The following is a 12,595-nucleotide window of genomic DNA, read 5'->3' on the forward strand; positions in this document are numbered from 1 at the left end:
AGACGGAACCCCTATGAACCACCCCCAGACACCACTGCTCTGGCAGGGCGAGCAGTACCCCAGCACCGACCCGGCCGGGATCTACCAGGCCCTGGCCGACCTGGAGCGCCCCTGCTTCGTCGTCCGCACCCCGCAGGGCATCGGCGCCGCCGCCGGCGGCCGGGCCGTACCCTCCGGGGGCCGCGAGCAGGGCCTGCCCCTGCTCGCGGCGGCCGCACCGCTGTCACCGCAGCGGCTCGGCTCGGCCGCATTCCTGGCCGCGCACGGCGTGTGCCAGCCCTACCTCGCCGGGGCCATGGCGGGCGGCATCGCCTCCGCCGACATGGTCATCGCCCTCGCCCGCGAGGGGTACCTCGGCTCGTTCGGCGCGGCCGGACTGCTGCCGGAGACCATCGAGAAGGCGCTCGCCCGGTTCGCGGCGGAGATCCCCGGCCGGCCGTTCGCCGTCAACCTCATCCACAGCCCCAGCGAGGAGCGGCTGGAGCGGGAGGCCGTCGAGCTCTTCCTGCGGCACGGCGTGCGCTGCGTCGAGGCGTCCGCGTTCATGGCGCTGAGCCCGCACATCGTGCGCTACCGGCTGGCCGGCCTGCGGCAGGGCCCGGACGGCCAGGCCGTCGCCGAGCACCGGGTGATCGCCAAGATCTCCCGCACCGAGACCGCCGAGCGGTTCATGCGGCCCGCCCCGGCCGCCACCGTCAGCGCCCTGCTGGAGCAGGGCCTGATCACGCCGCTCCAGGCCGACCTCGCGAAGTACGTGCCGATGGCCGACGACATCACGGTGGAGGCCGACTCCGGCGGCCACACCGACCGCCGCCCGCTGCCCGCGCTGCTGCCGAGCATCCTGCGGCTGCGCGACACCGTGCAGCGCGAGCACCGCTACCCGGTGCCGATCCGGGTCGGCGCGGCGGGCGGCCTCGGTACGCCGCTCGCCCTCGCCGCGGCGTTCGCGATGGGCGCCGCGTACGTCGTCACCGGCTCGGTCAACCAGTCGTGCGTGGAGTCCGGGGCGTCCCGGGCGACGAAGACGCTGCTCGCCGAGGCCGGCATCGCCGACTGCGAGATGGCGCCGGCCGCCGACATGTTCGAGCTCGGCGTCGAGCTGCAGGTGCTGAAGAAGGGCACGCTCTTCCCGATGCGCGCCAAGAAGCTGTACGAGCTCTACCAGGCGTACGACGGCCTGGAGTCGCTGCCCGAGGGGGAGCGGGCCCGGCTGGAGGCGCAGGTGTTCCGGCGGCCGCTGGCCGACGTGTGGGACGAGTGCGTCGGCTACTTCGAGCGCCGCGACCCCGCGCAGCTCGCCCGGGCCGCGGACAACCCGAAGCGGCGGATGGCCCTGGTCTTCCGCTGGTACCTCGGGATGTCCTCGCGCTGGGCGACCGTCGGCGACCCCGACCGCACGCTCGACTACCAGATCTGGTGCGGCCCGGCGATGGGCAGCTTCAACGACTGGGTGACCGCCAGCTACCTCAAGGCGCCCGGCAGCCGGCGCGTCGCCGAGGTCGCGCACCACCTGATGCGCGGAGCGGCGTTCCACACCCGGCTGGCGCAGCTGCGCACGGCGGGCGTGCACGTGCCCGCCGCCGCGGCCGACTACCGGCCGGTGCCGCTGGAGTCGTCGGTCGGCTCCCTGGAGGGGGCGAGATGACCGACGTCCTCGACCGGCTGACGGCGCCCGCCGAGCAGCTGGAGCAGCGGCTCGGCCCCGCCGACGACCCCGCCAACCCGTACGGCTTCGCCGCCGCGGCCCGCCGCGACGACGCCGGCGCCTACCCCGACGAGCTGGCCGCGGCGCTCCGCTCGACCGGCTTCCACCTCGACTACCTGCCCGCCGGGATGGGCGGCACCTTCGCCTCCTTCGACCGCAGCATGCTCCTCGTGCGGGCCGCGGCCCGCCGCGACCTCAACGCCATGCCGGCGACGATGTTCTCCATCACCGCCGCCACCTGCGTCCGCCTGCACGGGTCCGCGGCGCAGCAGGCGCAGGTCGCCGGGCTGCTGCGGGCCGGCGGCGCGGTGGCGTTCGCCCTGTCGGAGGCCGAGCACGGCAGCGACCTGCTGGCCAACACGACCCGGCTGGTGCCCGATCCGGCGGGCGGCGGCGGCCACCTGCTGACCGGCGAGAAGTGGATGGTCGGCCTCGGGCAGCGGTGCGACGCCGCGTACGTCGTCGCCCGCACCGGCGAGCGCGGGCCGGGGTCGTTCACCGCCGTGCTGCTCGACCTCGTCACCGCCGGGCCGGGCCTGGACCGCGGCGCGCCCGTGCCCGCGGGCGGCATGCGCGGCATCGACTTCGCGCACCTGCGCTTCGACCGGCTGCCGGTCGCCGCGGAGCAGGTCGTGGGCCGGCCCGGCGAGGCGCTGGAGGTGGCGGTCAAGGCGCAGCAGGTGGTGCGGCTGATGTCCACCGCGGGCAGCCTCGGCTGCGCCGACACCGCGCTGCGGCTCACCCTCGGCTTCGCCGCCGGACGCCGGACCGGGCGGGCCGTCCTCCTGGACACCCCGTACCAGCGGCGGGAGCTGGCGGTGGCCTCGGCCGCGCTGCTCGCCGCCGACGCGGTGGCGCTGGCCGCGGCCCGCGGCATCCACGCCGCGCCCGAGCAGTTCAGCGTCTGGGGGTGCGCGGCGAAGCACGTCGTCGCGGAGTCCGTCGAGGACGCCATCGCCCGCTGCGGCGCGACCCTGGCGACCCGGGCGGTGCTGCGGGCCGAGGGCCCGGGCGGCGGCCTCTTCCAGAAGCTGCAGCGCGACGCCGCCCTGGTGCGCGTGGTCGACACCAGCACGCTCGCCAACCTGCGGTCGTTCAGCGGCCAACTGCCCGCCCTGGCCCGGGCCGGAGCGGTGACCGCGGACGAGGACCGGGCCCGGGCGGTCTTCGCGCTCGACGCGCCGCTGCCGCCGTACGACCCGGCCCGGCTCGACCTCAACGCGCGCGGCCGCGACCTGCCGACCGGCACGCTCGGCGCGGTCGCGGCGCCGGCCGCGGCCGCCCTCGCGGAGGGCGGCGCACCCGCGGTCGCGGCCCTCGCCGAGCAGCTGCACGCCGGCCTGCTCGCGCTGCCCGCCGAGGCGGAGCGGGCCAGGCCCGGCAACGAACTCGTCGACCTCGCCGAACGGTTCGCCTGGCTGCAGGCCGGGGCCTGCTGCCTGCAGCTGTGGTGGGCGAGCCGGCACCTGCCGCTGTACGGGCAGAAGCCGGGCTCCGCCAGCTGGCTCGGCGCCTGCCTGGCCTACCTGCTCGCCCGGGCCGACGGCCGGCCGCCGCGCCGCGAGGCCGACCTGCTCGCCCCGGCCCTCGACACCGTGCTCGACCTCACCGCGGCGGGCCGGATGTACGCGGCCGCGCCCGCGGCACTGGCCTGACCGCCCCCTGCCCTCACGTGACCGGAGGAGACCGGTGTCGAAGTCAGAACTCGACCGACTCGCATCAGAGTTGGAGAACCATCTGGGAGATCCGCACGACCCGGCGAGCCGCATGCCGTTCGAGCGGATCCTCGACCACGACGAACGCGAGGAGTACCCGTACGCCTTCGTCAACCTGCTGCAGCGCTGGGGGGTGCACGAGTACAACATCCCCGCCGCGCAGGGCGGCCGGGCCGGCGACGTCGAGACCGGCTTCAACCTGCTGCGCCTCATCGCCCGCCGCGACCCGACCACCGCCACCGCCCTCATCATCACCAGCCTGGCGTTCCTGCCCGCCTGGATCGCCGGCACCGACGAGCAGAAGCAGTACCTCGTCGACGCCATGAAGCAGGGCAGCCGCTACGCCTGGGGCCTGTCGGAGCGCAACCACGGCAGCGACGTGCTCAGCAACGAGATGCGCGCCGAACGCGTCGACGGCGGCTACCTGCTGACCGGCGAGAAGTGGCTGATCGGCAACGCCCGCGTCGCCGACGGCCTCACCGTCTTCGCCCGCACCAAGGAGTCGGGCGGCCCCGCCGGATACTCCATCCTCCTGCTGGAGAAGCGCCGCACCCCGGCGGGTGCCGTCGAGGAGCTGCCCAACGAGCGCCTGCACGGCCTGCGCGCCCTCGACATGAGCGGCATCAGGGTCGACGGCGTCTTCGTGCCCGAGGCGAACCGCCTCGGCGCCGAGGGCGCCGGCCTGGAGATCGCCCTGCAGACCTCCCAGGTCGCCCGGACCCTCATCGGCTCCATCGCCCTCTCCGCCGTCGACACCGCCCTGCGGGTCACGCTCGACTTCACCGAGCACCGGGTCATCTTCGGCCGCACGGTCAGCGACATCCCCTACTCCCGGCGCCAGTTGGCCGAGTGCTTCGCCGACCTGATGGTCGCCGACGCGGTCAGCCTCGGCGCGGTCCGCAGCCTCCAGCTGGTGCCGGAACAGGCCAGCGTGTGGTCGTCGGTGGCGAAGTACCTGGTGCCGACGACGCTCGAACGCACCATGTCGCAGCTCAACATCGTGCTCGGCGCCCGCTTCTACCTCCGAGGCCTGCCGCACTACGGCATCCACCAGAAGATGCTCCGCGACCTCCTGGTGGCCAACTTCGCCGACGGCAACACCGTCGTCAACCTCAAGAACCTCGCCCTCCAGCTGGACGCCCTGCTCGCCGCCGCCGTCGAGCCGCCCGCCGCCGCGGTCGCCGCCGCGGAGGAACGCGTCCGCACCCTCTACGGCATCGACACCCCGCTGCCGCTCTACCGCCCCTGGGACCAGGAGCTGTACAGCCGCGGCCGGGACGACGCCCTGCTCGCCGCCCCCGCCTCCCTCGCCGCCCTCCGCCGCCTCGCGGAGGAGGCCAAGGGCGACGAGCGCGACCGCCTCACCCGCGCCGCCGACACCGCCGGGGACCTCCTCGGCCGGGCCCACGGCCTCCGCAGCCGGTGCCTCGCCCTGCGCGCCGAACTCGGCCGCGACTACGGGCAGTCCGCCGAGCTGTTCGACCTCGCCAAGGAGTACTGCCTGCTGCACGCCGTCGCCGCCTGCGTGCACACCCACGTCCACTCGGCGGAGGCCCTGGAGGACCCGCTGCCCAGCGGCGCCCTGCTGCTCCTCCAACTGGAGCGGCTGCGCCGGCAGTGGTACCCGCACGAGACCGTCACCGACAGCGCCGTCGTCGACGAGGTGATGGACGTGCTGCGCCGCCTCTACTGGGAGAACCGGCTGTTCTCGCACCGGCCGTTCCGGCTGGCCGAGCGCACCGGCCCCGGCCCCGCCGACGGATGACCCCGTGAACGCGCACCGGAAGGAGCCCGCCCATGGCACGACACCCCCGGACCCGCGCGGCCTGCCCGTCCTGCGGGGCGGGCGGATCACGCGACCGGCTCGACCCGGATCTCAAGGTCTGCCCGCCCTGCCGGGAACGGCTGCGCTGGGAGATGTCGGAGTGGCTGAAGCAGCTCGTCGGCATGGGCGTGCTCGGCACGGCCCCGGCCCCTCGGCCCCGGCGGAGGCGTGATGTCCGCACGTGACGGCCACCTCTGGCTGCTCCCCGAGCCCGCCGTGGAGGCGTTCGCCGCCCGCCACGGCGGGGCCGCCCTGCTCGGCCCGGACGAGCGGGCGCACCTGGCCCGGCTGCGCCGCGAGGCCTCCCGGCGGCGCTTCCTCGGCGGCCGGGTGCTCGCCCGGTACGCGCTGAGCGCCCGTTCGGGCCGTCCGCTGGACGGCTGGCGGGTGCGGGCCGGTGACGACGGCCGGCCGGAGCCCGAACCGGCCGGCGACGGCCTGCGCTTCAACCTCTCGCACACCGACGGCATGGTGGCGTGCCTGGTCACGGCGGGCGGCACCTGCGGGGTCGACGTCGAACCCGCGGTGGCCGGGCCGGACGCCGTCCGCCACCTGCCGCGGCACTTCGCGCCGGCCGAGCGGGCCGCCCTGGCCGTCCTGCCGGAGGGCGAGCGGCCGGCGGGGATCGCCGCGTACTGGGTGCTGAAGGAGGCCTACCTGAAGGCCGTCGGCACCGGGCTGCGCCGGGAGCTCTCCGGCTTCTCGTTCAGCCCGCCGGCCGTCACGCCCATCCGGCTGACCGACCCGCTCCGGCCGGTCGCCGAGAACGCCGCCTGGCATTTCGAACTGCTCAGTCCCGCCCCGGGTTTCGTCCTCGCCGCCGCGGTGCAGGGCGGCCGCGGCGGCCGGATCCACCGCACCCTGATCGCCTCCTAGCCTGCGAAGGAACCCCCGCATGTCTGCTCCCACCAAGCCCCGGGTCGCGGTCGTCGGCGCCGGAGTGGCCGGCCTGTCCGCCGCGTACCGGCTGCGCGAGCACGCCGAGATCACGCTCTTCGACGAGGAGCCCCGTCCGGGCGGTCACGCGAACACGATCGAGGTCGAGGACGCCGGACGGCTGCTCGGCATCGACACCGCGTTCGTGGTCTTCAACAAGCCGAGCTATCCGAACCTCAGCCGTTTCTTCACCGAGCTGGGCGTGCCCACCCGCCGTCACGAGGGCGGCTTCAACTTCTTCGACCTCGACACCGGACTCCAGTACGGCACCGAGGAGATGGCGCTGCCGGAGGAGGAGGTGCTGGCCCGCTACCCGGCGGAGTTCCACACCATCTGGCGGGAGGCGCACCGCTTCCACCAGGAGGGCCGCAAGGACTTCCTGCGCAAGCGCACCGACGTGCCGCTGGGGGAGTACCTCGACCGGGGCGGCTACAGCGCCGAGTTCCGGTACGGCTACGTCATCCTGCTGTGCACGGCGGTGTGGTCGGTGCCGGCCGAGCTGATCTGGGAGATGCCGGCGACGACGGTCATCGCCTTCTTCATGGCGCACGACGAGGGCGGGCTGGGCGGTCGGCGCGTCGACTGGCAGACGGTGGAGGGCGGTTCGATCTCGTACGTGCGGCGGGCGGTGGCGGCGATCGACCCGAAGCTGCGGCTCGGCGAGCCGGTGCTGTCGGTCACCGAGCAGCCGGACGGCGTCACCGTGACGACGGCGGCGGGCGCGGAGCGCTTCGACCACGCGGTGGTGGCCGTGCACGGCGACCAGGCCCGCCGGCTCCTCACCGAACCGAGCGCGCTGCAGGGCGAGACGCTCGCGCGCATCCGCTACAACGCGTCCGTGGCGGTGCTGCACACGGACCCGTCGGTGATGCCCGCAGACCGGTCGCGCTGGGACAACTGGAACTACGGCAAGGTCGCGGCCGGCGGCGAGAGCCGCCCGTACGTCGCGTACTACATGAACCGGCTGCACGGATTCACGTCCGAGCGCGACTACTTCGTGACCCTCGACTACCCGCTGCCCGTGCGGGAGGAGACGGTGATCCGCGAGCTGCGGTACGAGCACCCGGTCATCGACCTCGATCTGCGCACCCTGCAGAAGACAATCTACCGCGTCAACGAGGGCACCCGGATCAAGCTGGCCGGTTCGTACTTCCACTCCAAGCAACTGCACTACGACCAGATCGGTTCGCACGAGGCGGGGTTCTCCTCGGGGCTGGAGGCGGCGGAGCAACTGCTGCGGGAGCTCGGCCGCTGAGCGGCCGCCGCGGGTGTCCGGTCGTCGCGCCGCGCCGCCCGCCGAAAAAACTGGCATCGGACATCTCCACTCTCTATAGTGGATAGCGCAAGGTGCCATTATCGGTACCGGCGAACCGCCCTGAGGTGGTTCGCCGGACCGGCGACCGAGGAAGGCTCCCTCCATGCCCACACTCCCCTGGATCACGCCGAACACCCCTCGGCCGCAGACCCGTGCTCTCGTGATGGCCTCCCGGCTGGAGGTCCGCTCGCTCTCCGACGTGCCGCGCTTCTTCCTGAAGTCGCTCGCCGCCTGGAAGCAGGTGCGCACCGCCCCCGGCGCCCTCGGCGCCTCGCTCATCGCCGAGCCGACGAAGCGGACCTTCTGGACACTCTCCGCGTGGGAGGCCCGTGAGGCCCTCTACACCTACGCCAAGACCGAGCCGCACTACTCGATCATGACCTCGCTGCGGTCGACCATGCGCGACTCCACCTTCACCTTCTGGGAGGTGCCGGTGGAGCAGCTCCCGATCCTCTGGCCGGACGCGCGGCGCCGGCTGGCCGAGCAGCGGCAGGCCGACGCGGCCGCGGCCGCCGAGGGTTCCGCCGCCGAGGGTGCGGTCGAGGGCTGAGGCCGGCCGGGTCCGCACCCGGTCCCTCCCTGTTCCGGCCCTGCGGGGCCCCGTCGCACCACACCCGAAGGAGATAGGTGTCATGTCCTCGACAGCAATGACGGGGTCCCGCCCCGCACCGGCCGACCCCGGCCCCACGGTCCCGCTCTGGCTCTCGATCGTCGCGTGCAGCGTGCCGATGTTCATGGTCGCGCTCGACAACCTCGTCGTCTCGACCGCCCTCCACACCCTCGCCGTCGACCTCAAGGCCGACACCCAGGACCTCCAGTGGTTCGTCAACGCCTACGTCCTCAGCTTCTCCTGCCTCCTGCTCACCGGCGCCGCCCTCGGTGACCGCTTCGGCCGCCGCAAGGTCTTCACCATCGGCATCGCGATCTTCACCCTCTCCTCGATCGCCTGCGGCCTCGCCGACACCAGCGCCCAGCTCATCGCCGCCCGCACCGTGCAGGGCTTCGGCGCCGCCGCCGTCATGCCGCTCTCGCTGACCCTCCTCTCACAGGCCGTGCCCGAGCGCCTCCGCAGCCTCGCGCTCGGCCTCTGGGGCGCCGTCAGCGGCCTCGCCATCGCCCTCGGCCCGGTCGTGGGCGGCGCCGTCGTCGACGGCCTCGCCTGGGAGTGGATCTTCTGGATCAACGTGCCCGTCGGCCTGCTCGCCGTCCCGCTCGTCCTCAAGGTCCTCCGCGAGAGCCGCGGCGAGCGCGCGAGCCTCGACGTCCTCGGCATGCTGCTCGCCTCCGCGGGCCTGCTCGCCCTCGTCTGGGGCATCGTCAACGGCGCCGAGCACGGCTGGACCTCCGCCCGCATCATCGGCGCCTTCGCCGCCGGAGCCGCCCTGCTCGTCGCCTTCGTCCTCTGGGAGCGCCGCGTCGAGCACCCGCTGCTCCCGCTCGGCTTCTACCGGATCCGCGCCTTCACCCTGACCAACATCGTCTCCGCCTCCATGTACTTCGGCGTCTTCGGGTCGATCTTCTTCCTCTCCCAGTACCTGCAGATCGCCCCGTACCGCACCCCGCTCCACGCCGGCGTGCTCACCCTCGCCTGGACGCTGATGCCGATGGTCATCGCCCCGATCGCCGGGGCGCTCACCGACCGGGTCGGCGGCGGGCGCCTGATGGCCCTCGGCCTCTTCCTGCAGGCCGCCGGCCTCGCCTGGATCAACCTGGCCGCCACCGACGACACCCCGTACTCCCGCCTGGTCGGCGCCATGCTCCTGGCCGGCGCCGGCATGGGCTTCGCGATCGCCCCGACCGCCGCCGTCGTGCTCGGCGCGGTCGGCCCGGAGCACCGCGGCAAGGCCTCCGGCGCCAACACCACCGTCCGGGAGATCGGCGGCGCGCTCGGCATCGCGGTGCTGAGCAGCGTGTTCCTGGAGTACGGCAGCCCGGACTCCGCCCAGCACTTCGTCGACGGCCTGCACCCGGCGGTCTGGGTCGGCGTGGCGGTCGTGATCGCCGGCGGCATCTGCGCCCTCTTCATCCCGCGCCCGCCGCGGCCGGCCGCCGAGGCGCCGGCCGAGGTGCCCGCGGGCGAGCCCGCCCCGGTCGTCGCCTGACCGGCCCCCGTACGCCCGCAGGCCCCCCGGAGCGGCTCCGGGGGGCCTGCGCGTGTGCGGGCGCGAACCGCGGCCTCAGCCGCGGGCGGCCTCGAACGCCCGGTGCGAGGCGTCCGCCTGGGCCAGTCGGCGCATCGCACCGATCAGGGCGTCGCCCAGCACCGTGCCCAGCACCGCCCCCTCGACCTTGCTGTCCAGGCCCTCGCGGCGGCCGATCATCGCGAGTTCGGCGGTGGAGAGCCGCTCCGCGGCGACGGCGTAGTCGTCGAAGAGGTCGAGCAGGTCGTCCTGGCGTAGGTCGCGGAAGGTCACGACCAGCTGGGCGAGGGCGTGCCGGGCCGGGTTGTCCGGCTTGACCTCCCAGCCGTGCCGCTCCACGAGGGCGTCGACCAGCTGCTCGGCCTGCGCCCAGGCGTCCGGGTCGGCCGCGACGGGTTCCGGCGTGACGGCGGCCTGGGCGATGCCCAGCACGCTGTGCAGGCTGAGGCCCGGTTCGTCGACCGCGTTGAGCACGTCGCGGGTGGCGGCCACCGACAGCTTGCCGACGTCGACCATCGCGCGGACGAGCTTCAGCCGGTGCACGTGCGCCTCGCCGTACTGCGCCTGGTTCGGGCTGGTCAGCTCGCCGCCGGGGAGCAGGCCCTCCCGCAGGTAGTACTTGATGGTCGGCACCGGCACCCCGGTCCGCCGGCTCAGCTCTCCGATGCGCATCGCGTCCCGTCTCCCGAGTGCTCCCGAGGTCCGCGCGCGGGTGAGCCGCGGACCGACATGGATAGCATACGTCTCCAAAATGCCCCGCGGGCCCCGGACGGAGCACCCGCCCGGACGGCCCGGCGTCCCGTATACCGTGGAGCGCGTGCAGGTACTCCAGAACGCTCCGCTCGCCCCGCTGACCACCCTCCGGCTCGGCGGCCCGGCCCGCCGGCTGGTCACCGCGACGACCGACGAGGAAGTCGTCGCGATCGTCCGCGAGGCCGACGCGGCGGGCGAGCCGCTCCTCGTCCTCGGCGGCGGCTCCAACCTGGTGATCGGCGACGCGGGCTTCGAGGGCACCGTGCTGCGGATCGCCACCCGCGGCTTCGTCCTCGACGGCACCGACCTGGAGCTGGCCGCCGGCGAGGTCTGGGCCGAGGCGGTCGCCCGGACGGTCGACGCGGGCCTGGCGGGCATCGAGTTCCTGTCCGGCATCCCCGGCTCGGCGGGCGCCACCCCCGTGCAGAACGTCGGCGCCTACGGCCAGGAGGTCGCCGGGACGGTCACCTCGGTCACCGCCTACGACCGCCACCTGGACAGCACGGTCACCCTCACCGGCGCCGAGTGCGCCTTCTCCTACCGGCACAGCCGCTTCAAGGCCGACCTGGACAGGTACGTCGTGCTACGGGTGCGCTTCGGGCTGGAGGACGCCGCCGGGCAGTCGTCTCCGGTGAAGTACGCGGAGGTCGCCCGGACGCTCGGCGTCCTGGCCGGCGAGCGGGTCGACCTCGCCACCGCCGCCAAGACCGTCCTGCGGCTGCGGGCGGGCAAGGGCATGGTGCTCGACGAGGCCGACCACGACACCTGGTCCGCGGGTTCGTTCTTCACCAACCCGGTGCTCACCGCCGAGCAGTACGCCGCCTTCACGGCCCGCCCCCGCGGCCTCGCCGCCCCCGCCTACCCGGCGCCGGACGGCTGCACCAAGACCTCGGCGGCCTGGCTGATCGACAACGCCGGCTTCACCAAGGGCTACGGCGACGGCCCCGCGACCCTCTCCACCAAGCACACGCTGGCCCTCACCAACCGGGGCGCGGCCACCACCGCCGACCTGCTGGCGCTAGCCCGCGAGATCCGCGACGGCGTGCGCGCCGCCTTCGGCGTGGAGCTGGTGAACGAGCCCGTGATGGTGGGCGTCGCGCTCTAGCGCGGCCGCCGCCACCGGGGCGTCGGCGCCCGCCAGCCAGGCGTCGATGTCGGCCAGCAGCTCCTTGCGCACCGACTCCGGCGCCACCGAGCCGCGTACCGACTGCCGCGCCAGCTCGGCGAGCTCGGCGTCGCCGAAGCCGTGCACGGTGCGCGCCACGTCGTACTGGGCGGCGAGCCGGGAGCCGAACAGCAGTGGGTCGTCGGCGCCCAGCGCGAGCGGCACCCCGGCCTCGAAGAGCATCCGCAGCGGTACGTCCTCGGGGCGCTCGTAGACGCCGAGCGCGACGTTGGAGGCCGGGCACACCTCGCAGGTGACACCGCGGTCGGCGAGCCGGTCGAGCAGGCGGCGGTCCTCCGCGGAGCGCACGCCGTGCCCGACCCGGCCGGCGCCCAGGTCGTCCAGGCAGTCGCGCACCGACTCCGGGCCCGCCAGCTCGCCGCCGTGCGGGGCGGCCAGCAGCCCGCCGGCGCGGGCGATGGCGAAGGCGCGGTCGAAGTCGCGGGCGAAGCCGCGCCGCTCGTCGTTGGAGAGCCCGAAGCCGATCACGCCCTGGTCGGTGTAGCGCACGGCGAGCCGGGCCAGCGTGCGGGCGTCCATCGGCGACTTCATCCGGTTCGCGGCGACGACGACCCGGATGCCCACGCCGGTCGCCGCGGAGGCCTCCCGCACCGCGTCGAGGATCAGCTCCAGCGCCGGGATCAGACCGCCGAGCCGCGGTGCGTACGAGGTCGGGTCGACCTGGATCTCCAGCCAGCGGGAGCCGTCGCTCCGCTCGTCCTCGGCGGTCTCCCGGACGAGCCGGCGGATGTCCGACTCGTCGCGCAGCACCGAGCGGGCGGTGTCGTAGAGGCGCTGGAACCGGAACCAGCCGCGCTCGTCGGTCGCCCGCAGCTGCGGGGGCTCACCCGAGCTGAGCGCCTCCGGCAGCCGCACGCCGTGCTTGTCCGCCAGCTCCAGCAGGGTGGCCGGACGCATCGACCCGGTGAAGTGCAGGTGGAGGTGGGCCTTGGGGAGGGCGGCGACGTCGCGCGGGGCGGAAGGGTGATCCATCCACCGATCCTGCCGCATCCGGGAGCCGAACGGGAGCCGCCCCCTCG

Annotated in this window: 11 protein-coding genes; 9 read left to right on the forward strand and 2 right to left on the reverse strand. The window is 74.4% G+C overall.

The features are described 5' to 3' along the window. Nucleotides 1–13 precede the first annotated feature (13 nt). The 8 genes from OG335_RS22040 to OG335_RS22075 all read left to right on the forward strand — a co-directional run bounded on the left by OG335_RS22040 (nt 14) and on the right by OG335_RS22075 (nt 9,598). Nucleotides 14–1,645 (forward strand): PfaD family polyunsaturated fatty acid/polyketide biosynthesis protein, encoded by a 1,632-nt coding sequence (locus OG335_RS22040; protein ID WP_405012843.1) that lies wholly within the window; start codon nt 14–16, stop codon nt 1,643–1,645. After that, complete coding sequence (locus tag OG335_RS22045) at nt 1,642–3,360, forward strand: acyl-CoA dehydrogenase family protein (RefSeq protein WP_405012844.1); 1,719 nt, start codon at nt 1,642–1,644, stop codon at nt 3,358–3,360. The genes OG335_RS22040 and OG335_RS22045 overlap by 4 nt, the downstream gene beginning before the upstream one ends. 34 nt (nt 3,361–3,394) lie before the next feature. Beyond that, a complete protein-coding gene (locus OG335_RS22050) occupies nt 3,395–5,185 on the forward strand; it encodes an acyl-CoA dehydrogenase family protein (RefSeq protein WP_405012845.1) in 1,791 nt (596 codons plus the stop codon). 32 nt (nt 5,186–5,217) lie between these two features. After that, nucleotides 5,218–5,430, forward strand: coding sequence for a hypothetical protein (locus OG335_RS22055; RefSeq protein ID WP_405012846.1), 213 nt, complete (start codon nt 5,218–5,220; stop codon nt 5,428–5,430). Continuing rightward, nucleotides 5,417–6,121 (forward strand): 4'-phosphopantetheinyl transferase family protein, encoded by a 705-nt coding sequence (locus OG335_RS22060; protein WP_405012847.1) that lies wholly within the window; start codon nt 5,417–5,419, stop codon nt 6,119–6,121. The genes OG335_RS22055 and OG335_RS22060 overlap by 14 nt, the downstream gene beginning before the upstream one ends. Before the next feature lie 19 nt (nt 6,122–6,140). Continuing rightward, nucleotides 6,141–7,436, forward strand: coding sequence for an NAD(P)/FAD-dependent oxidoreductase (locus tag OG335_RS22065; RefSeq protein ID WP_405012848.1), 1,296 nt, complete (start codon nt 6,141–6,143; stop codon nt 7,434–7,436). Nucleotides 7,437–7,599: 163 nt separating this feature from the next. After that, nucleotides 7,600–8,046, forward strand: a complete 447-nt coding sequence (locus tag OG335_RS22070; RefSeq protein WP_405012849.1) for a DUF3291 domain-containing protein — start codon at nt 7,600–7,602, stop codon at nt 8,044–8,046. An 82-nt stretch (nt 8,047–8,128) separates the two neighbouring features. Continuing rightward, nucleotides 8,129–9,598: an MFS transporter gene (locus OG335_RS22075; protein ID WP_405012850.1), complete on the forward strand. Its 1,470-nt coding sequence runs from the start codon at nt 8,129–8,131 to the stop codon at nt 9,596–9,598. A gap of 75 nt (nt 9,599–9,673) precedes the next feature. Here OG335_RS22075 and OG335_RS22080 read toward each other — a convergent pair whose 3' ends face one another. Further along, entirely contained in the window at nt 9,674–10,309 is a 636-nt protein-coding gene (locus OG335_RS22080; RefSeq protein WP_405012851.1) for a MerR family transcriptional regulator, read from the reverse strand. A gap of 145 nt (nt 10,310–10,454) precedes the next feature. Between OG335_RS22080 and OG335_RS22085 the strand changes: the two genes are divergently transcribed. Further along, nucleotides 10,455–11,495: a UDP-N-acetylmuramate dehydrogenase gene (locus OG335_RS22085; RefSeq protein ID WP_405012852.1), complete on the forward strand. Its 1,041-nt coding sequence runs from the start codon at nt 10,455–10,457 to the stop codon at nt 11,493–11,495. On the opposite strand, the gene OG335_RS22090 is transcribed toward OG335_RS22085, so the two are convergent. Further along, entirely contained in the window at nt 11,409–12,548 is a 1,140-nt protein-coding gene (locus tag OG335_RS22090) for an adenosine deaminase (protein ID WP_405012853.1), read from the reverse strand. The two genes, OG335_RS22085 and OG335_RS22090, sit on opposite strands and share 87 nt — an antisense overlap. Nucleotides 12,549–12,595: the final 47 nt, after the last annotated feature.

This window comes from Kitasatospora sp. NBC_01539 (genome assembly GCF_045040525.1).
Classification (GTDB): domain Bacteria; phylum Actinomycetota; class Actinomycetes; order Streptomycetales; family Streptomycetaceae; genus Kitasatospora.